We start from the raw sequence: 21,691 nt of genomic DNA on the forward strand, positions 1-21,691 counted from the left end.
GTTTGTTAACAGGATATTTATAGTATACATTAGATTTGTTTCGATAAGTCTAAATTATTTGTATGCTTTATAGGTTTCTCTATTATTAAAGGATAGTTCATCTCACTGTGAAGCCTAAAAGCATTCCAATATATATTGAAATGCTCGTTCGTTTCCCAATAATCAATCTTAAATCTACGTTTTAGTATTAATTAATATGGCGAGATCTCTTTGGTATCCTTTCTATAAAATCACATCATCAACTGATCTTCTTGGGCTTGGATGGGTCTCTTTTAACGGATAACCACACCTAAATATAAATATTCCTTTCCAAGCAGAATCGCCAGTAATTTCTTTCATTGCATTTCCAAAATGTTCTTTTATGCGGAGCTTCTTTTCACGGTCTGCCATCTCATTTAACTGGTTAAGTGGTTGCATTCCTAGCCCTATATTTGTACCGTGTAGGTGAATTCTCTGCCATGCTCTACCTGCTCTTGCACGTTGTACATTATCGTTAGCATCTCTTACTGAAATCACTCCGTATGTTGCGGCGGTAGCAGTATGCACTTTTTCTGTCGAGGAAAGCCAGAATTGATTATTACTTTCATGTGACATGGGAGGCAATATTTTACCCATTGATCTTATGAAAAAAGAACTACCTTGTGCATCTAATGTAATACCATCGCGTTCCTCTTGTATGTCCTTCCAATTCTCTTTGAACCATTTATTGCTTTCTGCGCTCATTTCTTCATCTGCTATAATAGCTTCTGTTGCTTCTACAATTAAATCTCCAATGTTTTGCTTTTCTTTAGAAGAGGAAAACCAGGATACGTTAACCTTCTTTTCATCTTTTATTAAGTTTTCTATATCTCTTAGGGTGGTTTTGGGTACCAAGCGGTCAGTATTATATTCTCCTCGATGTGTATGTCTTTGAGGAATGGCTTTATATAAAGGGGAAGTATCTTTTTCACTTTGAGTAAGGTCAATACGTGCAATACAAGCGGGCTCAAGGCTATTCGGTTTATACCTTAATTTAGGTTCATAACCATGTGCATATGCAGATAACATTAGGTTCTCTATGGCACATCCTAGACCTATAAACATTTCTCTCCTCAATGGATCGAAAGCACCTAGATTCCTACTCTCGTCCGCATACAATTCTATAGAAGAATCCGTCACTTTAAATAGCCATGGTTGTGTATTATGTGGGTTTGAAGCTAAAATTGCATCACTTACTAAAGCAAGTGGTTTTGATTCTAAGATTTCTTTGTCAGTATCCCAGGGTTCATAAGCTGGCCCTTCTCCTGTACTAAAAACACCTTGATCAAACATTCTCCACGTTAAACCGGCGAATGAAACAACTAGAATTCCACCTCCTAACTTTTTAATAAATGTTCTTCTAGTTATGTTGTCCAACGCTTTCTTCTCTTTTGCACTCATGTAATCCCTCCGTCTCGATTTATATATGGTTCCAAAACCGTCATAATCAGTTGAATCCCTTGTTCTATTTTATCTGCGGAGATGTCTTCATTATTTGTTTCAAGAAAAGCAAGCCAGTAGTTATTTATCATCCAACTAATTGTTAATAAGGTGTCTATTATTGCTTCGTCATGTGGTAAACGCAACACATCGCCATTTATAAAGTGCTGAAAAAATCTTTTTTGTTCTGTCATACGTTGTGCTTGTATTTTTTGATGTCTGTCTTTTAAAAGGGGATCAATTTTCATTAACACAATAAGTTCTCTATAGAAAAATTGGTATTTCAACTGTAACTGGAAGGTTTGTCTAATGATTGCTTTTAGGTCAACCAAGTTAGGTTGCCAATCTGAAGAAGGAACCTGCCAAACGATGTCCCATTCTTGAACCATCTTTTCAAAAATAGAACGAATAATCTCCTCTTTATTTTTAAAATGATAATATAAATTACCAGTACTGATACCTAGTCGGCTTGCAATGTGATTCGTAGATACCGAACTAGTCCCTTCTTGATTAAACATTAAAGTAGCAGTCTCTAAAACTTTTTCCTTTGTCTTCAACATAACTCCCTCCAAAATAGAGTAAATACTCTAATAAAAACTTAGTGTATTTACTCTATTTAGTCAATGCTTAATTTTGTAAAAATTACGTTAAGTTGTTTTTACATCTAAAATCCGTTTATAAAAACGCAGAATCTGTTATCGTTTTTTGACATCAAATCAAATATTGCCCATGTTTACTTTTAGCATAGAGGGGAAACAATTCATTGTTCAACTTATTCCGTCTGAATGACTGTTTTTACAGACAGCACAGGAAAATTAAATCTAGTGAAGTATCAGTACTAGAAATGGTGGACGCTGTTACTTTTTCTTTTGACAGGAGAGATCGATCATTGAATACAATTTACCTTATCATAGGTGCAATTATTCTCATTGTGACCTTCGTTGACATATTTTGGACAGCATTATGGGTCGATGGTGCATCAGGCCCCTTGTCCAAAACATTTACACAGATTTGCTGGAGGGCGCTTCGCCTGATAAGTAGAAATAATTCTAAGCTGTTAAGCCTTTCCGGACCTCTGATTCTTTTATCAACTCTTTTAATGTGGGTATTGTTAATTTGGTGTGGCTGGACATTATTTTTTGCAGCGGATGGAACTGCCTTTATAGATACAGAGAATAGGGGACCAATATCCTGGACTGACAGAATTTACTTTACTGTGTTTACACTGTTTACATTGGGAATAGGAGATTTCGTTCCTAAAGAAGGTTTTTGGCAGTTTGCTACATCGATTGCAACTGGAAGTGGAATGCTATTTGTTACTTTTGGAGTATCTTATGTCCTGTCTGTTGTTGGAGCCGTAACGCAGAAACGCTCCTTTGCAGATAATATAACTGGACTAGCTAAAAATGGGGAGACCATCATCAAACAAGGCTGGAATGGGACGGACTTTCGTGATATTGATTTATTTTTAAAGGATCATGCATCACAGCTATCTACACTGACACAACAACATAAAGCATATCCAATCCTTCACTACTTTCACAGCGAAAATGACGATCAAGCTTCTTCCGTGGCTGTGGCCATCTTCGACGAAGCCTTAACCTTATATACTTTCGGGGTGCCTAAGCAGTATCAGCCCAATAAAGTATGGATTAAAGAAGCACGCTCAAGTGTTCAGAGCTATTTGGGTACACTTAATGCAGCGTTTATCAACCCTTCAGACAATGTTCCACCATCTCCAGATTTAAATACGCTTCGTTCTGTAGATTTACCTACAGTCACTGATGAGGAGTTTGAAAGTGGGTTAGCCCAGCTCAAGGATAGGAGAAAAAAGTTACTGGGTATGGTGGAAGCAGATGCTCGGAGTTGGCCAAATGTAATAAAGTAATGTGAATTCTGCTCTAAAAGTAAACTAGTTATCCGACTAAATGGGATAACTGGTTTATTTTACTAGCAAATACTTTTTTGGAAGCCTTCTTATTTAAGCCGTATTTCTCCCGCATAATTGTGTCCATCGCTGAAAAAAATACCAAAGCATCTTTTGAAGTTTATATATTTAATACTCTATTGTTTTTATCTAAGTTTATTTTTGTTAAAGGAAGTTTAACATTATGTATATGTAATTACAGGTATAGTAGAATTTCAATTTCCTTTGACTCAGGAATATATTTATCCACCTTTCTATTATTTAATCCCAAAAACCTCATGCGCTTTATTAAGATTTCCTTTAAAATAATAGGAAAAGTTTTGATCAAATTCTATAGGTCCCAGCTCCGTCAAGTGTTTAACTTCAATGTTTTTTTCCAGAACATACTGATGTAATTCGAACATGGAAGATAAATCATTCCATACATTCATTATAGAACCATCGTTCAAGTGAATATTATATGTTGGGATGACCTTTGAGGGGACAAAAGGGTTATCAGTTTTGATTGTTACTTTTTCCTCATGGCGAATCTTTGTTGAGACATATTCTACTTCTTCCCATTTTGCTGTACTGTGCAAAAAGACACGATGTTTTACAATCTCTTCTTCATTTACGGCAGAAAACCATAAAGAAGAAATAACGAGCAGGACTATAGATAAAGTAAGTAAGATAGGAATAACTTTCTTACTTATAGTTGTAAGTGTCACATACTTTTTAAATAGAACAAGCAAAATACTCATCACTGCCAGGTACTTCGTCCAATGAAGAAGGGGAGTTATAAATGAAATGTACGTATGAGATTGCAAAAACACATAATAAATTCCAAGTATGAATCTTTCTATAAATAAATAGACAACCGTAATTACAAATGCTAAGCTGAGTAACTTCTTAACCAAGTCAATTCACCCACTTCCTCTAAGGAAAATTCGGTTAATCTGTATCTAATTATATCTCAGATTAAAAATCGTAAGCCCTATATTCGTTCTTTTTATTTTACTACATAACAAACTTATAGAACAAATATAGCTGGAATGAGCTCGGTTCAATACCGAACTCAATTTCAGCCTATAAGCTAATTGTTATATAATCAGCGACGCATCAATTAACGCTTCCCTGCTCCACAGCCTCTTCAGCACTCTGCTCTTTGAAGCTATCAAGCAATGCACGCACTTCATCTGTTGATTCTGTGCTCATCAGTTGATTTCTTAATTCACTTGCACCTCTAAATCCACGAACATAAATTTTAAAGAAGCGACGGAGTGGCTTCATCGGGCGTGGTTCTATTTTGGCATATTTATCATGAAGATCTAGCTGCATTCTTAATAGATCAAGGTACTCTTCACTACTATGCTCTTTTGGCTCTTGTTCAAAGGCGAATGGATTTGTGAAAACACCTCGTCCAATCATAACTCCATCCACGCCATATTTCTCAACAAGTTCCATACCAGTTTGACGATCTAGGATATCTCCATTAATAGTCAATAGTGTATCTGGTGCTACCTCATCACGAAGTTTTTTAATTTCCGGAATTAACTCCCAATGAGCGTCTACCTTACTCATTTCCTTTCTTGTCCGCAGGTGAATGGATAGATTCACAATGTCTTGTTCTAGGAGATGTCTTAACCAATCATGCCATTCATCTACATTCGTGTATCCAAGTCGTGTCTTCACACTTACAGGTAATCCTCCTGCTTTGGCAGCTTGGATCAGTTCTGCTGCTACTTCTGGACGACGTATAAGGCCACTTCCCTTCCCGTTCCCAGCAACATTCGCTACAGGACAGCCCATATTGATATCCAGGCCTTTAAACCCTAGTTCTGCCATTCCAATACTCATTTGGCGAAAATATTCAGGCTTATCTCCCCATATGTGCGCAACAATCGGCTGTTCATCCTCTGTAAAGGTCAAACGTCCACGTACACTTTGTTTCCCTTCTGGATGGCAATAGCTTTCAGAGTTTGTGAACTCTGTAAAAAACACATCAGGTCTTCCAGCTTCACTTATTACATGACGAAAAACTACATCTGTCACATCTTCCATTGGTGCTAATATAAAAAACGGCCGTGGTAAATCACGCCAGAAATTCTCTTTCATATATTCAAATCCTCTCATTACGGAATAACAAGTCAAACTTTAATCTCACAAAATAAAAAAAGCAGAAAATGTCCCTGCTCCTTCTATATTTATACCATGTTTCGGTACCTTTTATCAATCTGGTTGGAATGTTTATTCTTTTTACCGCATATTATTTAAGTTAGATATATAGTATGATTATTATAAATTCTTACAAGAAAAGGAGGAATATATCTCCATGAGTGAAAATACATTAGTCGAAGTTTATTTGGATTTCAAGAAAGATATTTATTTAGAATCTATTGATTATGAACCAGATTGGGACTTTTCCTTACAAACTGTAACAAATAGGTTGGGAATCTCTCCAACCAAGACCAGAAAAGTCGGAGAGTGGATGAATTCAATAAGACGGTCTGACCTTACCCAATGGAAATATAGTACAGGGAAAATAGAAACATTAGATTTCGAGATGGCTTTAAATAAAGTAGTTGATACTTTTAAAGATAAAGTGGATATCATTAATGAATTGAAAAAAGAATTAGGACTTAGGACTTCCTTTTGTGCGGTGACGCATGTATATGAGGGGATATCTCCGGGATATTCCTTCCCATTAAATATAATGAAATTTTTGGTTAGTATAGACACAGAGCCAGAAATCGATGAGTATGTGTATGGATTTGTAGAAGAAGATATTGAAGATTAAAGTTAAAGGAATCTTTAAAAAGAGTGAAGTACTCCTACTAATACATATTCATTTTACGAAGGAGAGCCATAATGAGTAAAAGTGAAAAAGCAATTTTTACAAATATGTGTATGATTTATGATGATAATGGAAGAATCCTTGTACAAGACCGCTTGAACCCTAATTGGGCAGGCGTTACATTTCCTGGAGGTCACGTGAATAACGAAGAGTCATTCTCCTATTCAGTTATTCGTGAAGTTTATGAAGAAACAGGTTTGACAATAAAATCTCCTGTATTGTGTGGAATCAAACAATTTCAGACGATGGAAGACGACCGTTATATTGTGTTGCTTTATAAAACAAAAGAGTTCGAAGGTGAACTACAATCCTCTCAAGAAGGTAATGTTTTTTGGATTCAAAGGAAGGATTTATTCAATTATAATTTGGCTAATGACTTTGAAAAGATGCTTGATGTATTTGAATCAGAAAATATTAGCGAGTTACATTATCACACCGAAGAAGGAGTTTTACAGTCAAAGCTACTCTAAATCCTCAATAAAACCTCAATTTTTAAACCATTATAGTAGTTATTGAAGGCGATCATTAATTTGATCGTCTTTTTAATAGTTAAAACTATTTAACTGCGACTGGATAGCGAAAATCAAACCTTATCATTTTGTTTAATTAGAAATCACTGCCTATCTATATTTTTGATGATTGATAGCTCATTCAAAATGCAATCTACTTGAATAGAATAATTATATGCCAATAGATAGTCAGGAGGTGATTACTTGTCAAAGAAAGAAGGAAAAAACTCCTCATCTCGTCACCATTCTAACTCTTTTAAACCGTTTATTAGTCCCAGCCCTATAACGTCATTCAATCCTGTTCAACGCTATCCTAAAATTGACAAAACAGTATTTATAAGTCAATTTTCCAGTGTTATAGGTGGTGTCATCATTAAAGACAATGTTTATGTAGCTCCTAATGTAAGTATACGCGCAGATGAAGGAACCCCTTTTTATATAGGTTCTGATACAAATATCCAGGACGGAGTCATTCTACATGGTTTATTAAACAGAATGATTTCAGTTGGAAGAAAAGAATTCTCTATATTTATAGGAAAACAAGTCACTATTGCTCATGGAGCACTTGTCCATGGACCATGTTTTATTGCAGACAAAGTATTTGTGGGTTTTAATGCTATTGTGTATGATGCGATCGTTGGGAAAGGTTCCTTTATATCTTATAACGCAGTCGTAACAAATGGTGTTCGGGTTCCTCCTAATAGGTTCATCCCACCTGGAGCAAATATTGATTCTCAAGAGAAAGCAAACGCACTTCCCCGAGTACCAGAGGATAGTAGGGAATTCGCACGTGACGTTCAACGTGTAAATCAGGAATTACCCGCATCCTATCATTTGTTATTTGGAAAAAACCGCTGCTCCTGTGGTATTTCTTATGACTAATATTCGAAACTATTAAGTACAGAAGAGGATCGTCAGATTATTGGCGATCCTCTTGTTAGTTATTGGATGGGGGTAGCTTAATGACGGGACACTTCTTTTCAGAAACCTATCTATGCCTCTACCCATACGTTTTCATAACTTTCACATACAATATTTTGATCATTTTTTTAGTACTACAGTTTATTATGGAGGTGTTAATTATCGCATCGAAAACAAAGTTGACTGGTCGAGTTATCTTCAGAGGCGACCCCGGTTATGAAGAAGCGCGCCTAAATTGGAATCCATACACTAACACGTACCCACTTGTTATAGTATTCGCACAAAAACATGATGATGTGGTCCATGCAATAAAATGGGCCCGAGAAAACGATGTTCCTATTCGGGCTCGGGGCGGGCGTCATGCATTAGAAAGAAATATGTCTGTTGTAAAAGACGGCATCATCATCGATGTCAGCGACATGACTCGAGTTCGACTAAATAGTAAGAAGGAAATAGCATTTATTGAAACTGGGATCGATGTAGGACCGCTTGTCAGTACCTTGGCGGACAGAGGCTTTATGTCTCCATTTGGAGATAGCCCTACTGTCGGAATTGCTGGTCTTACACTAGGGGGAGGAATTGGTCCCCTTCAACGCACAATCGGTCTTGCTAGTGATAATCTCATTGGGGTAAAAATGGTGGATGCTGAAGGTAGAACAATAATAGCTGATGAAAATCATAATTCTGACCTCTTGTGGGCTTCACGTGGTGGAGGCGGAGGAAATTTCGGCATAGCTACAGAATACAAGTTCAGAGTGCATCGTGCTCCTAGAAAAGCAACTGTGTTCGACATTAATTGGCCTTGGGAGCAAATTGAAGAGGTTGTGAAGGCCTGGCAAAGGTGGTCTCCTTCTGTTGATGATAGATTAGGCACCAGTTTAGAGGTTTTCACGAAATCAAGTGGGGTACTCCAAGCAACTGGACTGTTCCTTGGATCGAAAACAGAGTTAATTGATTTGTTACAACCCTTGTTAACCACTGGTACGCCATCAGAGGTTAATATACAAACTTTACCTTGGCCTGCTGTCGTGGAAAATCGCCTTCCACCTGATCAAATACCAACAGATGAGGCGAACAAATTTTCATCTACCTTTGGTTTTCAGCCATTTCCTGATGCGGCAATCAAAGCTATGCGCTATTTTTTAGAAAATGCAACCGGATCTGATTCCAATTTCTTCTTCCTAAACTGGGGAGGAAAAGTAAGTAGAATTTCTCCGAAAGCAACAGCATTCTATTGGCGCGATCCAAAATTCTATTTTGAATGGAGTGCCACTTGGACAGATCCTTCCGACGAGCAGAGAAACGTTGCTTTAGTAGAGAGAACCCGCCAGATGTTGAAGCCATACTCCAAAGGATCTTATGTCAACGTTCCGGATTATAATATAAGAGACTTTGGAAGAGCTTATTATGGAACAAACTTTGATAGACTCCGGAAAGTAAAAACGAAGTATGACCCAAATAATGTATTCCGTTATCCACAAAGTATACCTCCACTTAACGAAAGGTCTGGTTTCAGATTGTTTTAGATGGCATTACGGTTATCGTTCTGAAGAAGGGGCACTGCTCTATTTAAGAAGCAATTGAATGAATTTAAGCAGGCTTATCTCCATTCAATATAATAAGGGAGAACTCCAAAAGGCTCTCCCTTACTATGGAAAAAATAGCTACATTGCATTTTAAAACCTTCCATAAACAATCAACACTATATATTTTTAGAACCGTTTTTTACTTGAGTTGTTTTTTTGCTGAACAATTTAGCAACTATACTTCGGGCATCGCGAATTTCACAATCACAGAGCCACTCCATTCTTCAATTTCTGAAAAGATAGTATGTAGAATTTCTGATGCTCTTTCTTCAGAGTGGTACTTCCCTAAAACTTTATGATCGCTTAGAGTAGATCCATAAATCACTCCTACTACTTTTTTTCCACTTACCATAACTTCGTGTACGTTTATTAAGCTTTGTTTATTTTGCGTAAAGATCCATAACATAAAAAACATCCCTCTTGTTTAATTTTGCATCCTATCATAAATATACGTTTTCTTTTTATAAAAGTTTCGTATTCATTCTAAGATTAAATAAAAAGGCTACCCTATTAATAGATTTATGCAGAGCAACCTCTTTAATTTAGTATATGATATATTCCAAACTTTAAGAGACTCCCCAACAAGTATACTTTTCCTGCACTCTACGGTTTACTTTGATCTGCAGTATCTGGAGGGCTTGCATATATACTTGGACTTAGTGGGGGTCCATTAGGTATAACAGCAGCTCTTGGAGGGATCTTAATTGGAGGTACTTTATCTTATTTCTTATGTCCATCCGTAAATAGCTTTAGATTGAATAAACCTGCATTTTAAGCAAAATAAATTAGTAGTAAAAGAAAGTTCTAATTCATTATCTTTTACTACTTCTATGTTTTAATTTAATCACCATAAGGGAAAAGTATAGAAAAATTTGGTATTAAGGGAGTGATTACAATTAGAAATATAAATCTTATTAAACTTGGAGCAATATCCTCCGTGTTCGCTATACTATTTTTTATTTTATCTTCTAGAAGGCACGATAACTTACAGCCCTATTACACTATCCATAGTAAGTGTTATTGTGCTAATGACATATGATATGGTGGCAGAAAATAATAAAAAAACGCTAACTTTGTGTAGTTCAAAATAGAAGTATAGACATGTGCAACCAAAACGTACATAATTCTGCATTTCTTTTTTGCACTACACAATCGGTCTCATCTTCGTCTATTACAGAATCCATCCGGCAACCAACATAGTTGACGTGGAGAGTTGGCTTTTGTATGCTTTGGTGATCCGCCAGGCCAAGAAAATTCCCATGTTTCTAGTCGTTTATAATATAGCTAAAAGCCATTATTGTCCCACTGTAGAATTTTCAGCTTATCTCTATTTAGGTTACATAATACAAAGAGTGCAGGGGAGAATAGTTCAAATGCTTCTTTTACCATAATTGCTAGGCCATCAATTGACTTCCTGAGGTCCGTTGGACCACAGGCTAAATAGACCTTTTCGTAGTGTGGATGTATCATGAATACTTCAGTAAATGTAATACCTCAGACAAGAGTTGACGATTAACGTGTGGTTTTACTTCCACTAATAGCTTATCTATTTTAATATCGAGGGATGCATTCGCATCGTTATGAGACGATGGACTAATTTCAAGCCAATCTGTGGTTGAAGAACTATTTGATTGTTGATCAAATCTACGTTTCCAGTAATATAATATTTTCTTGTCGGCACCAAGCAGCTTTGCTAAGATCACTTTCGCGCCATTGGTCCATCCTTGACTGCCATTCTAACAGCTTATCGGACATAAAAAGCCTCCTTCGAAAATTAATCTGTAAAGATTATCTCATCAGGAAGCTAAGTTGCATATGTGGAGAATATTTGACGTTTACCCCCTAGAAATCTAATATATGGAAAAAGAATGAGCTTTCTTTCTTAATATTTTATGTAAAAATCTTGCCCATTTGTATCGATCTTCACTATCCTAAAAGTTTAATATGGGGGTAAATAATAAGACCGTGTACTCTAGAGTTTATTAATAAAAATTAGACAGTGAACTTTAAAAAGTCCCGCCTAATAATATAACTATTCTTTAAGTGTTTACAGCTAACATTACAAATATCGCAATTATTAAGGTGACAAAAGCAGATAATCCCGTTATTAATGCGTTCCGTTTGCGTTTATCGATAAGTGCTTCTATAAATGATACGAAAAAGAAGAATGGAATTAAAAATAAAAAAGACACTATTGATATAGCAGCTGGCTGGTCAACTATTAATGCGTAAACAATTATTGCTATAGCTATTACGCCAACTACAGCGTCTAAAAATTTAAATAAGGACGTTCTTTCACTACGTGGCTTCAGTTGATAAAAGTCTCTCCAGAAATTACCGAACATTTTTAATCTCTCCTCCATTCTTGATATTTAAATATCTTATTCCCTTTATTTACTGGAATAAACATAAACAAAACTACCTCTATCTGTTTATATCGAATAGAGATAGTTTTTGTTTTTAAATGTTGTTTCAAAATAAATCTAATTTTCGGGAAGGTTTTTCACTTTAAAAAAGATCTGGTAAATTAGCACATAATGCCTCATCTATAATATAACCACATAATTGAGTACACCCAATTGGAACAAAAAATGCTGCTCCCCCAGAAATTTTTACACATGCATACTTACATCCCCATGTACCTGCCAGAGAACACAGTTGTTCAATAAACCAATCTGGTACATCAATATCTAGGTTACGAACAGCGGTGGCAGTTGCTTGCGAATGATTTTCATCAATTGCCTTAGATAAGGCGATTCTTCTTTCTAAATTATCATAAACCATGTCTAGCCATGTAGTTTCAGAATTAATTAGTTCACCGTCTGCGTTGTATGTTTGAAGCAATACTTGATCAGTATACGTCCCTCCAAGAGACTCTGCCACTGAAAAAGTAATTATATTTTCAGATTCTAGATCAATAAATCCTGTGAACATATAACCGTTAATATCTACAAATGTTCCTCTTACTTCGACTACTCCTTGTGTATTATTTGAGTTAGTCAAAATAACTGAAGCTTCACTGTTGTCTACATCTGCTAGAGCACCTTCTGGTGAATTTTCTTGAAAATCACTATCTTCTACAAGGATTTCTACATAACGCTTTATATCATCATCACTTAATTCCATCGAATAAAAACCATATTGGTTTGCAATTTCTTCAAGCTGTTCATCACCATAAGGATGATAAGCTTCCACATCAAGTGCATTCATGGTGATAGGACCAACAATTCCATCGACATGTATCTCCACAGCTTCTTGAAATTCTTCAATCGCACCTACCGTTTCTAATCCATAAATTCCATCAACACTAATGGAAAGGTTAACTTCCTCTTGCTCATTAAGTTGCGTTTGAATACGACGTACATGTGCCCCTTCATCTCCTTGTTGAATAAGAATTGTTTCATATAACTCATCAATTTTATAGAAAGTATCAGGTCCTGCAACTCCATCCACAACTAATGAATTAAAGAATTGAAAGTCTTTCACTCCTTGTTCTGTGATTCCACCATAATCTCCATCTGCACCATAAGGGGATAAATCAACTGTAAAGTACATTAAATCTTCTTGAAGCAATTCTACGCCATTACCTGAATCGCCAGGACGGTAAATAATATCATTCCTTAATCTTCCGAGTGTTTCTGGTCCTGCAATTCCATCAACTGTTAAACCTTTACGTTCTTGAAATCGGCGAACCCAATCTTCTGTTTCTGGACCATATTCTCCATCAATGCCATGAAGTGGCAAAGCACTTGGATTCTCACGTACTAACTGTCTTTGCAATGTTGTTACAAATCTCCGTGGTGAATCCTCTGTTATTACTCTGTTATCAATACTCATTAAAAATTCCTCCTTTTATTTGTTCTACTATTTAAAGAAAAACAACAAACCAATAATCAACCACTTTTTTGATGTTTTTCATTTTTTTCTTGTTTTTCTTTAAAATCCCAAAATGAAATTGGCTCCATTTTATCAGCAACATTTATAACTCTGAGGAATATATCTTGCCTCAGATCATCTCTGTTTTGATATTCTGTTTGTCGTAAACCATGTTCAATTCGGCCTCTCATAGACTCTAGTACTTCCATAGTGATTTTTGATTTATCTACATTCAATCAAATTCCCATCCTTCCCTTAACTCGGTTAAAGATTTTTTCTTCAATTTAGAAACGTTTTGAGGAGAACAATTTAACCGACTAGCTATCTCGATATTGGTTAAATCATGAAAAACAAATAGATGTAAAATTCTTTTTTTCTTATTACTAAAAGATTGGTAGATATTTTTTAGGTGTTCAGATGGAAGAAAATCTTCAATATTATATGAAGTCAAATCTTCCATAGATAAATGAGGACTTGGAATTGAATCTTTTACTGACAGATTATTCTCATCTGTAAAAGGTTTATCCAATGTTAGCTCGTGGTGTTTTTTTCTTTTTTGTTGATCATACGTTTTCACATAATGTCTCGATAGTTTATCCGTATAATCTATTAACCTGACTTTCATGTAAAATTCTTCAAAGTTATAATCTAGTATTTTGGAGGAAGCTGCGTCTTGTTCTTCTATTGCTTTTTTGACTAATGCTTTATTTTGATCCTGTTCTAAAAATGATTTTATAATGGGATTTCTGAAGAATTGTTTGTTGTTTTCAAGGTAACTTGTAAATGTTCTTTCTGACTCCCACATTAAATAACCCCTTTCTATTTTTTCACCCCATATTATTAAAAGAAATATACTAAAGGAAAAATAAACCACAGAACGTATGTTCTTAAATCAAATTTTACTATGAATTTAATTGTAAAAAAAGTTGTTTTTATGATTTTACTTTTTCTTTATATAAAAAGGAGGTTGGTTATATGGAAGAACTGCCTCGATGGGCAGAACTCTTATTTAACTATGGATTCCCGGTCACAATTGGAATTTATTTGCTGTTTCGTTTTGAAAGACGCATTGATAGTTTAACCATGGCCATTATGAACTTAGCGGTTAGCAATCAAAATCAAAAAAGGAGATAAAAATTAGAATAATTGAGGACTTTATCCCAGAATCAAACAGTAACCGTCCAGGAGCTTCGTTGACTCCAACTTCTATTACTGTTCATGAGACTGACAATACGGATGTTGGGGCGAATGCTGAAATGCATTCCATTTACGTAAAAGGATCCGATGCACAAGAAAGAGAGCTTTCTTGGCACTTTACTGTGGATGATACTGAAGCCTATCAACATCTACCGATCGATGAAGTTGGTCGGCATTCAGGAAGAGAAGGGAACCATTCTTCTTTAAGTATAGAGTTATGTGTTAATTCCTATGGAGACTTTAATGCGACAAGAGCCAATGCCATAGAACTAATATTCATGTTAATGGAAGAATTAAATTTTACTACAGAAAATGTCACAACGCACAACTATTGGACAAACAAAAACTGCCCATGCAATTTACTATCTAATTGGAATGAATTCATTGATGAACTTGGTGGTTCTCCAGAAGTAAAAGGTAGATTACTAGAGGTAATAGCATTTGAATTATGGGTATACGATCAACCGGATTGGGAAGCTAGATATATAACGGTTAAGCAAGGGGAAGTGTTCACTATTAACTCTGCTTTAACAGTGATGGTTCCCAAATGTATCAATTAAAAAGTGGTCTGTATATCACTAGTAATACAGAATATGTTCGATTGCTTAATTCATAAAAGGAGTTGATAATTTGAAACTAATAGTCTATACACAACAGAATTGTCCACCCTGCAAGAGCTTTAAAAAGTGGTTAGACGAAAACAATATAATTTATGAGAATCGTAATATCTCTACTAGCCATTACAGAAAAGAGTTTATTGACAGAGGATTGCGTATGACTCCAACAACTATAATAGAATTGGAAAATGGGTCAGAATTAACACTAAAGGGGATTCGCAAAAGCAGTAAAGAAAAAATATTAGAAATAAGTAAGTCATAGAAGAGACAGTGATATTCTGTCTCTTTTATTATCTATTATGGAAATGGAGTCATCTTATAAAGGTATTATCAAAAAAGTTCTTATGCACATTGTAACGTCAAGTAGTTTTGAACACTTTCTGTTTAAAACAGAGTTTCACGGTATTTAATTCTATGACTAGTACCTTCAAAATGCAGCACTTAAGAACGGTGGAGAAGGCGATCTAAAATCGCCGTAGCGATTCTTTGGTCGCCAAGTAACGCTCCACAATTTTCTGGTCCTTTATTAGACTTCAGAATGATAGAACTTCGTTCATGGGGAAAGACCCCGAATCGCAAATTTTCAGTTTTACGATATCAGAGTCAGAAAAGCAAATGTTTATTATCATTGTCAGATGTTTATTTTAGTAAGACACTTTTTGTGAAATTAAAATAAACATCAATTTTTTTACTCACCTCCAACCCGCATTCCACCGTTCCAGTTAAAATAAAGTTGTGCTACGGAACCCCCATTTTGGACGTTTTTGGCCTCTTTTTCACCTGTTTTTTCACCATTTTTTCCGTATTTGGAATAAAGTCTTGCGAGAATGGAAGAAAGAATAAAATCGAGAAAGGATAGGCAGGGCAAGGGATTAGACATGAAAAGACCCCGAAATCGCAAATGTTTATTTTTACGAAATCAGGGTCGAAATAGCAAATGTTTATTTTGAATGTCAGGTGTTTATTTTAGTTAGACAACTTTCTTCTCTAGAACAGTAACACACTCCACATGATTAGTTTGCGGGAACATATCAACAGGTTGAACTTCTTTTGTTTCATAACCGCCATCTTCCAAGATTCTCAAGTCCCTCGCTAACGTAGATGGATTACAAGAAACATATACAATCCGTTTTGGTTCCATTCCAATCATGGCCTGCAGGAAGTCTACTTCACAGCCTTTGCGCGGTGGGTCGACGACGATAACGTCTGGACGTAGTCCTTGTGCTTTCCACCAAGGCATGACCTTTTCTGCTTCTCCTACAACGAATTCTGCATTTGTAATGCCATTTAGCTCCGCGTTCATTTTGGCATCACTGATCGCTTCTGGCACTACTTCAACACCGTACACTTTCTTGGCTTGCTGTGCGAGGAATAAGGAGATCGTTCCAATTCCACAATAGGCATCCACCACTGTGTCGTCTGCGCCAATCTGTGCATATTCTAACGCTTTGTCATAAAGCACCTTTGTCTGTGGAGGATTTACTTGATAAAAGGATTTAGCTGAAATAGCAAATTTGATGTCGCCGATCGTATCGTAAATATATTCCTCTCCCCAAATAACCTTTGTCTTTCTTCCAAGGATCACATTGGTACGTTTATTGTTCACGTTATGAACGATGGATTTAACATGGGGGAACGTTTCCGTTAACTCACGAATTAATTCCTCTTGGTGTGGAAGTTTGTCGGTTCGAGTGATGAGCACGATCATCGTTTCATTAGTTTCTCTTCCAGTTCGAACCATAATATGGCGCAGGACACCACGGTCAGCCTTTTCATCATATGCTTTAATGCCTAGACGATTTGCTATTCTTCGTACTGCATGTACAGAACGGTCATTTAGCTCGTCCTGAATAACACAGGTTTCCATCTCTGAAATAATGTCATGGCTACGCTTGCGATAAAATCCAGTAATTAATTCGCCATCATGCTCGCCAACTGGCATTTGCACCTTGTTACGATAGCGCCAAGGGTCTTCCATTCCTAGTGTAGGATGAACTGGCACATGGTCAAGATGAGCTATTTTACGCATAACACTTTTCACCTGGTTTTGCTTCATTTGTAGCTGCAGGTCATAGCTCATATGTTGGAGCTGACAGCCTCCGCATTGATAATACACATTACAAGGTGGCTCTACTCGCTGATCGCTGGGATTTTTGACATCTAATAGTTTACCGAAGCCGAAGTTCTTGTTTACCTTTATTACTTTCACTGTTGCTTCTTCTCCAGGAAGGCCATGGGGAACAAACAAGGGATAGCCGTCCACCTTGCCTACTCCATTGCCTTCATGGGTAAGATCTTCGAAAGTTAAGGTTATTGTTTCATTTTTCTTTACAGGTACTGCCTGTTTTGCCATTTCTATCTTCCTTTACGTTCATAGTATGTGGATCTATCTTATCATATCTTCTACTGGAATCACATTTTCAATCCAAAAGCGCAAGCGACCGTTTTAATGAAGGCCGACTAAGTTCGCCCCGTCCTGGGGCAACGTCGGCATGACCCGGATCCTCCGGGCCCACGTACGGACTGGACTGAGCCGTAGGAGATAAAGGAAACATGCCCCTGCATAAGGGGTATGTCGACGTTGGCCGGCAAGGCCGGTTTTAGTCGACCTTCTTTTACCTTGGGAGGTGATGTAGACTTATCGTACGGAGGTGAGGGAAGTCGCGCTAGTCTCTGGGCGCTGGAAGCTAGACGTGGCTGTTTGTGTTAGAAAAATTATAGGACGCTTATCTTTTTTAACTTTTAAAAAGAAGACTACTTATAGCGTAATCTTCTTTCTAATAATCACTCAGTTGTAAAATCATCTGGCACATAGAATTCAATATGCTGCTGCAAGTTGATGAACTCTCCTGGAAGTAATCCCCCAAACTCTCCATCAATGTTAAGCTGCATTTTTTCTTCTGGGCTTACTTTAATATGCTTTGCTTTTGTATAAATGACATGCTTATCTTCCAAATGGGCCCCACGAAGTGCAAGTGTTGCGATCCGGATAAATTCTGCTAGGTTTGCTTTTTTTAATATAAGAAGGTCAAAATAACCATCATCCATGCTAGCTACAGGTGCTAGCTTTTCAAATCCACCGATAGAGTTTGTGTTGGCAACGAGGAATAGCATAATATCCTCATCAAATATATTTCCATCATACTCAATTTTAACTCTCGTTGGTTTAAGGGATGGCAGCATTTCTATCCCTTTCATATAATATGCAAGCTGGCCAAGCATGGTTTTCAGTTTACTCGGTACTTCATAGGTTAATTCTGTTAGCTTCCCGCCACCGGCAATGTTCATAAAGAAGTAATCATTTACTTTCCCAATATCCAAAAACTTGGTTCTGCCGTTTACGATAATATCAGCTGCTTTTTTAATATCACGAGGGATATTTAGTGCTCTAGCAAAGTCATTAGTTGTTCCGACTGGTATGATTCCCAACTTTGGCCGGTGATCTTGTTCTGCTATGCCATTAATCACTTCGTTAATGGTTCCATCTCCACCTGCGGCTACAACTAGTTCATATCCTCTCTCTACAGCTGCTTTTGCTGCCTCAATTGCATCACCTTCACAGGTGGTTGCATGTGCAGAAGTTTCATAACCGGCAGTCTCCAGCTTTTCTAGGACGTAAGGCAATTCCTTTTTGAATGCCTCTCTTCCGGAAGTTGGATTGTAAATGATTCTTGCTTTCTTCATTTGTTTTCCCCCCATTGCTACATGTGTGCAGGGCCATTGCTATATATAATGGTCACTATTTTTTATTTTCTAGTCCAACCAATATCATAGACCTTTTCTCACGATTTGAAAAGGGGTCTTGATAAAAATTCGGACTACCATCAAGAAAAGGAAATCGCTTGATGGCAGTCCAGTAGTAGTTAGGATCTATTTTTTGTCTAGTTCTTCTTGCAAAATTTTATTTACCATTGGTGGGTTTGCCTGCCCTTTTGTAGCTTTCATCACTTGACCAACTAAGAACTTCACAGCTTTGTCTTTACCATTTTTATAATCAATAATGGATTGTTCGTTATCTGCAAGAACGTTAGAGATGATCTCACGTAACTGTCCCTCGTCAGAGATTTGCACAAGTCCTTTATCTTTTACAACTTGTTCTGGGTCGCCACCATTTTCAACTAACTCAGCGAATACTTTCTTCGCAATTTTAGATGAAATAGTGCCATCTTCAATTAAGTTAATCATTTTAGCTAAAGACGTCGGTGTAATGGCCAATTCGTCTAATTCCTTATAATGCTTGTTCATATAAGCAGATACTTCTCCCATCAACCAGTTGGATACTTGCTTCATATCTGCTCCATTATTAACAGCTTTCTCAAAGAAATCAGCCATTTGCTTGGAACTTGTTAAGACAGCTGCATCATATTCTGACAGCCCTAGCTGCTCGATATAACGCGCTTTTCTCGCATCCGGAAGCTCAGGGATCTCACTACGAATGCGTTCCTTCCAGGCTTCATCGATGTAAAGTGGCACTAAGTCTGGTTCTGGGAAGTAACGATAGTCATCAGAACCTTCTTTTACACGCATAAGAATAGTTTCTTTTGTTTTTTCGTCATAACGACGAGTTTCCTGCAAAATTTCTCCACCTGTAAGTAGTTCCTTCTCTTGGCGTTTTTCTTCAAACTCCAGCCCTTTTTGTACATAGCTGAAGGAGTTTAAGTTTTTCAATTCAGCTTTTGTACCGAATTGTTCCTGCCCGATTGGACGCAATGAAATATTGGCATCACAACGCAGTGAGCCTTCCTCCATCTTCACATCAGATACACCAGTGTACTGGATAATGCTTTTTAGCTTTTCAAGATAGGCATATGCCTCTTCAGGTGAACGCATGTCAGGTTCTGATACGATCTCTACAAGCGGTGTTCCTTGACGGTTAAAGTCCACATAGGAGTAGCCATCGTCTCCGTGCGTTAGTTTTCCTGCATCTTCTTCTATATGCAGACGGGTAATCCCGATACGTTTTTTCTTGCCGTTTACTTCAATTTCGATCCAGCCATTTTCACCAATTGGCTTATCAAATTGAGAGATCTGATATGCCTTTGGATTATCCGGATAGAAATAGTTTTTTCGATCAAATTTCGTATCTGTAGCAATCTCACAATTTAATGCCATCGCAGCCTTCATTGCAAAGTTTACAGCCTGTTCATTGAGTACAGGTAGCACCCCTGGATAACCTAGATCAGTTGGGTTTACGTTCGTATTTGGATTTGTTCCAAATTCATTTGTACTTGGGCTGAAAATTTTTGAATCTGTTTTTAATTCAACGTGTACCTCTAAGCCAATGATTGTTTCAAAGTTCATTATTTGGCACCTCCCAGTTGAGGTCGTTTCGTATGATGATCTGTTACTTTTTCAAATGCATGGGCAGCACGGAAAACGGTACTTTCATCAAAATGCTTCCCGATGATTTGTAGGCCAATTGGTAATCCCTTTTCAGAGAAACCACATGGCACGGAGATACCCGGTACACCAGCAAGGTTTACTGGGATGGTTAAAATATCATTCGCATACATTGTTAAAGGATCGTCCACTTTTTCGCCGACTTTAAATGCCGGTGTCGGTGCAGTCGGGCCAATTACAACGTCATAATCTTCAAAGATTTTATCAAAGTCATTTTTAATTAATGTACGCACTTTTTGCGCTTTTTTATAATAAGCATCATAGTAACCGGAGCTAAGTGCAAACGTACCAAGCATAATCCGGCGTTTTACTTCATCACCAAATCCTTCACTACGGGATTTTTTGAACATATCGATCATATTGTCTGCATTCTCAGAACGTACACCATAACGAACTCCGTCAAAGCGAGCAAGGTTAGCAGAAGCCTCAGAGGAAGAAATCAGATAATAGGTAGCTACAGCATACTTCGAATGTGGCAAGGAAACCTTTTCCCATGTAGCGCCTAAGTCTTCATATACTTTAAGTGCTTCCATAACAGACTCACGTACTTCAGGGGTTACCCCTTCACTTAGATATTCTTCTGGAACTGCAATTTTCAAGCCTTTTACATCATTCGTAAGTGACTCTGTATATGCTGGTACTTCAACGTTCGCACTAGTAGAATCCATTGGATCATGGCCAGCAATGACTTCCAGCACACGTGCACTGTCTTCTACTGATCGAGTGATTGGTCCAATTTGGTCGAGAGAAGAAGCAAAGGCAACCAATCCAAAACGAGATACACGACCATAAGTTGGTTTTAATCCAACCACACCACAGAAAGCTGCAGGCTGTCGAATAGAGCCACCAGTATCAGAACCAAGTGAAAATAATACTTCCCCTGCTGCTACCGCTGCAGCTGAACCACCGCTAGAACCACCTGGTACATAATCCGTGTTCCAAGGATTTCGTGTAGGATCATAGCTGGAATTCTCATTGGATGAGCCCATCGCAAATTCATCCATATTTAGTTTTCCAATTGTAATGGTATTTTCTTTATTTAGCTTTTCAACAACAGTTGCGTTGTATAAAGGGTCGTCAAAATTGTCGAGGAATTGACTTGCACAAGTAGTGCGTAATGCTTTTGTAACGATATTATCCTTAATTCCGCTTGGCATACCGAATAGAGCTGCAGATTTATCCTCTGCGGCATCTAGTTCTTTCGCCTGCTTGCGGGCTGCTTCTTCATTTAATGTTAAAAAAGCATGTACTTCGCTATCTACCTCATTAATTCTTTTATACGAAGTATCAACAAGCTCTTCAATGGTTATTTCCTTATTATGTAGCTTTTCTTCTAACTCTTTTATTGTGTAATCAAATAATGACAT

The 21,691-nt window shown here is 37.1% G+C and carries 23 protein-coding genes and 1 pseudogene; 8 read left to right on the forward strand and 16 right to left on the reverse strand.

Features of this window, described 5'->3' with window-relative positions; genetic code table 11:
* Positions 1–222: 222 nt before the first annotated feature.
* Positions 223–1,419 (reverse strand): Acg family FMN-binding oxidoreductase, encoded by a 1,197-nt coding sequence (locus BN985_RS17450; RefSeq protein ID WP_052360739.1) that lies wholly within the window; start codon positions 1,417–1,419, stop codon positions 223–225.
* On the reverse strand, positions 1,416–2,018 hold the full coding sequence (locus BN985_RS17455; RefSeq protein ID WP_042225167.1) for a TetR/AcrR family transcriptional regulator: 603 nt from the start codon (positions 2,016–2,018) through the stop codon (positions 1,416–1,418). The genes BN985_RS17450 and BN985_RS17455 overlap by 4 nt, the downstream gene beginning before the upstream one ends.
* A 329-nt stretch (positions 2,019–2,347) precedes the next feature.
* Here BN985_RS17455 and BN985_RS17460 point away from each other — a divergent pair, with 329 nt between their 5' ends.
* Positions 2,348–3,346: a potassium channel family protein gene (locus BN985_RS17460; protein ID WP_042225169.1), complete on the forward strand. Its 999-nt coding sequence runs from the start codon at positions 2,348–2,350 to the stop codon at positions 3,344–3,346.
* 296 nt (positions 3,347–3,642) lie between these two features.
* Here BN985_RS17460 and BN985_RS17465 read toward each other — a convergent pair whose 3' ends face one another.
* Together BN985_RS17465 and BN985_RS17470 are read right to left on the reverse strand one after the other, a co-directional pair.
* Entirely contained in the window at positions 3,643–4,281 is a 639-nt protein-coding gene (locus BN985_RS17465; protein ID WP_042225172.1) for a hypothetical protein, read from the reverse strand.
* Positions 4,282–4,483: 202 nt separating this feature from the next.
* Positions 4,484–5,479 (reverse strand): tRNA dihydrouridine synthase, encoded by a 996-nt coding sequence (locus tag BN985_RS17470; RefSeq protein WP_042225173.1) that lies wholly within the window; start codon positions 5,477–5,479, stop codon positions 4,484–4,486.
* A gap of 217 nt (positions 5,480–5,696) precedes the next feature.
* Here BN985_RS17470 and BN985_RS17475 point away from each other — a divergent pair, with 217 nt between their 5' ends.
* From BN985_RS17475 to BN985_RS17490, 4 genes are all read left to right on the forward strand, one after another.
* Positions 5,697–6,161 carry a DUF4279 domain-containing protein gene (locus BN985_RS17475; protein ID WP_052360740.1) on the forward strand — a complete coding sequence of 155 codons (465 nt, stop codon included), beginning with the start codon at positions 5,697–5,699 and terminating at the stop codon, positions 6,159–6,161.
* 71 nt (positions 6,162–6,232) lie between these two features.
* On the forward strand, positions 6,233–6,688 hold the full coding sequence (locus tag BN985_RS17480; RefSeq protein WP_042225176.1) for an 8-oxo-dGTP diphosphatase: 456 nt from the start codon (positions 6,233–6,235) through the stop codon (positions 6,686–6,688).
* A 243-nt stretch (positions 6,689–6,931) separates the two neighbouring features.
* The gene (locus BN985_RS17485; RefSeq protein WP_042225177.1) at positions 6,932–7,609 is read left to right on the forward strand and encodes an LbetaH domain-containing protein; all 678 of its coding nucleotides are present in this window, start codon (positions 6,932–6,934) and stop codon (positions 7,607–7,609) included.
* A gap of 185 nt (positions 7,610–7,794) precedes the next feature.
* A complete protein-coding gene (locus BN985_RS17490) occupies positions 7,795–9,174 on the forward strand; it encodes an FAD-binding oxidoreductase (protein ID WP_042225325.1) in 1,380 nt (459 codons plus the stop codon).
* Positions 9,175–9,409: 235 nt separating this feature from the next.
* Here the strand turns inward: BN985_RS17490 and BN985_RS17495 are convergent, their stop codons facing one another.
* The 7 genes from BN985_RS17495 to BN985_RS17520 all read right to left on the reverse strand — a co-directional run bounded on the left by BN985_RS17495 (position 9,410) and on the right by BN985_RS17520 (position 13,915).
* Complete coding sequence (locus BN985_RS17495; RefSeq protein ID WP_042225179.1) at positions 9,410–9,640, reverse strand: hypothetical protein; 231 nt, start codon at positions 9,638–9,640, stop codon at positions 9,410–9,412.
* A gap of 878 nt (positions 9,641–10,518) precedes the next feature.
* On the reverse strand, positions 10,519–10,704 hold the full coding sequence (gene tnpB / locus BN985_RS19610; RefSeq protein ID WP_084157617.1) for an IS66 family insertion sequence element accessory protein TnpB: 186 nt from the start codon (positions 10,702–10,704) through the stop codon (positions 10,519–10,521).
* 174 nt (positions 10,705–10,878) lie between these two features.
* Complete coding sequence (gene tnpA, locus BN985_RS19615; protein WP_408634708.1) at positions 10,879–10,989, reverse strand: IS66 family insertion sequence element accessory protein TnpA; 111 nt, start codon at positions 10,987–10,989, stop codon at positions 10,879–10,881.
* A 284-nt stretch (positions 10,990–11,273) separates the two neighbouring features.
* A complete protein-coding gene (locus BN985_RS17505; protein ID WP_042225180.1) occupies positions 11,274–11,579 on the reverse strand; it encodes a hypothetical protein in 306 nt (101 codons plus the stop codon).
* Between the two features lie 163 nt (positions 11,580–11,742).
* Entirely contained in the window at positions 11,743–13,071 is a 1,329-nt protein-coding gene (locus BN985_RS17510) for a peptidoglycan-binding domain-containing protein (protein ID WP_052360741.1), read from the reverse strand.
* Between the two features lie 56 nt (positions 13,072–13,127).
* Positions 13,128–13,346: a hypothetical protein gene (locus tag BN985_RS17515; protein WP_232225612.1), complete on the reverse strand. Its 219-nt coding sequence runs from the start codon at positions 13,344–13,346 to the stop codon at positions 13,128–13,130.
* Complete coding sequence (locus BN985_RS17520) at positions 13,343–13,915, reverse strand: RNA polymerase sigma factor (RefSeq protein WP_042225181.1); 573 nt, start codon at positions 13,913–13,915, stop codon at positions 13,343–13,345. The genes BN985_RS17515 and BN985_RS17520 overlap by 4 nt, the downstream gene beginning before the upstream one ends.
* 170 nt (positions 13,916–14,085) lie before the next feature.
* On the opposite strand from BN985_RS17520, the gene BN985_RS17525 reads away from it, so the two are divergent.
* From BN985_RS17525 to BN985_RS17535, 3 genes are all read left to right on the forward strand, one after another.
* The gene (locus tag BN985_RS17525; protein WP_084157619.1) at positions 14,086–14,244 is read left to right on the forward strand and encodes a YvrJ family protein; all 159 of its coding nucleotides are present in this window, start codon (positions 14,086–14,088) and stop codon (positions 14,242–14,244) included.
* Positions 14,245–14,303: 59 nt separating this feature from the next.
* Entirely contained in the window at positions 14,304–14,867 is a 564-nt protein-coding gene (locus BN985_RS17530) for a peptidoglycan recognition protein family protein (RefSeq protein ID WP_232225613.1), read from the forward strand.
* Positions 14,868–14,937: 70 nt separating this feature from the next.
* The gene (locus BN985_RS17535) at positions 14,938–15,186 is read left to right on the forward strand and encodes a glutaredoxin family protein (protein WP_042225183.1); all 249 of its coding nucleotides are present in this window, start codon (positions 14,938–14,940) and stop codon (positions 15,184–15,186) included.
* A gap of 122 nt (positions 15,187–15,308) precedes the next feature.
* Here BN985_RS17535 and BN985_RS17540 read toward each other — a convergent pair.
* The 5 genes and pseudogenes from BN985_RS17540 to gatA form a co-directional block, all read right to left on the reverse strand.
* Positions 15,309–15,506 (reverse strand): annotated as a pseudogene (locus BN985_RS17540) (ATP-binding protein); the annotation flags it as partial.
* A 388-nt stretch (positions 15,507–15,894) separates the two neighbouring features.
* Positions 15,895–17,277, reverse strand: coding sequence for a 23S rRNA (uracil(1939)-C(5))-methyltransferase RlmD (gene rlmD / locus BN985_RS17550; protein ID WP_042225186.1), 1,383 nt, complete (start codon positions 17,275–17,277; stop codon positions 15,895–15,897).
* Between the two features lie 431 nt (positions 17,278–17,708).
* The gene (locus BN985_RS17555) at positions 17,709–18,608 is read right to left on the reverse strand and encodes a diacylglycerol kinase (protein ID WP_042225188.1); all 900 of its coding nucleotides are present in this window, start codon (positions 18,606–18,608) and stop codon (positions 17,709–17,711) included.
* Between the two features lie 186 nt (positions 18,609–18,794).
* Entirely contained in the window at positions 18,795–20,225 is a 1,431-nt protein-coding gene (gatB, locus tag BN985_RS17560) for an Asp-tRNA(Asn)/Glu-tRNA(Gln) amidotransferase subunit GatB (protein WP_042225189.1), read from the reverse strand.
* Entirely contained in the window at positions 20,225–21,691 is a 1,467-nt protein-coding gene (gatA, locus tag BN985_RS17565; protein ID WP_042225191.1) for an Asp-tRNA(Asn)/Glu-tRNA(Gln) amidotransferase subunit GatA, read from the reverse strand. Before gatA ends, gatB begins: the two co-directional genes overlap by 1 nt.

Source organism: Oceanobacillus manasiensis, from assembly GCF_000724085.1.
GTDB lineage: Bacteria > Bacillota > Bacilli > Bacillales > Amphibacillaceae > Oceanobacillus_B > Oceanobacillus_B manasiensis.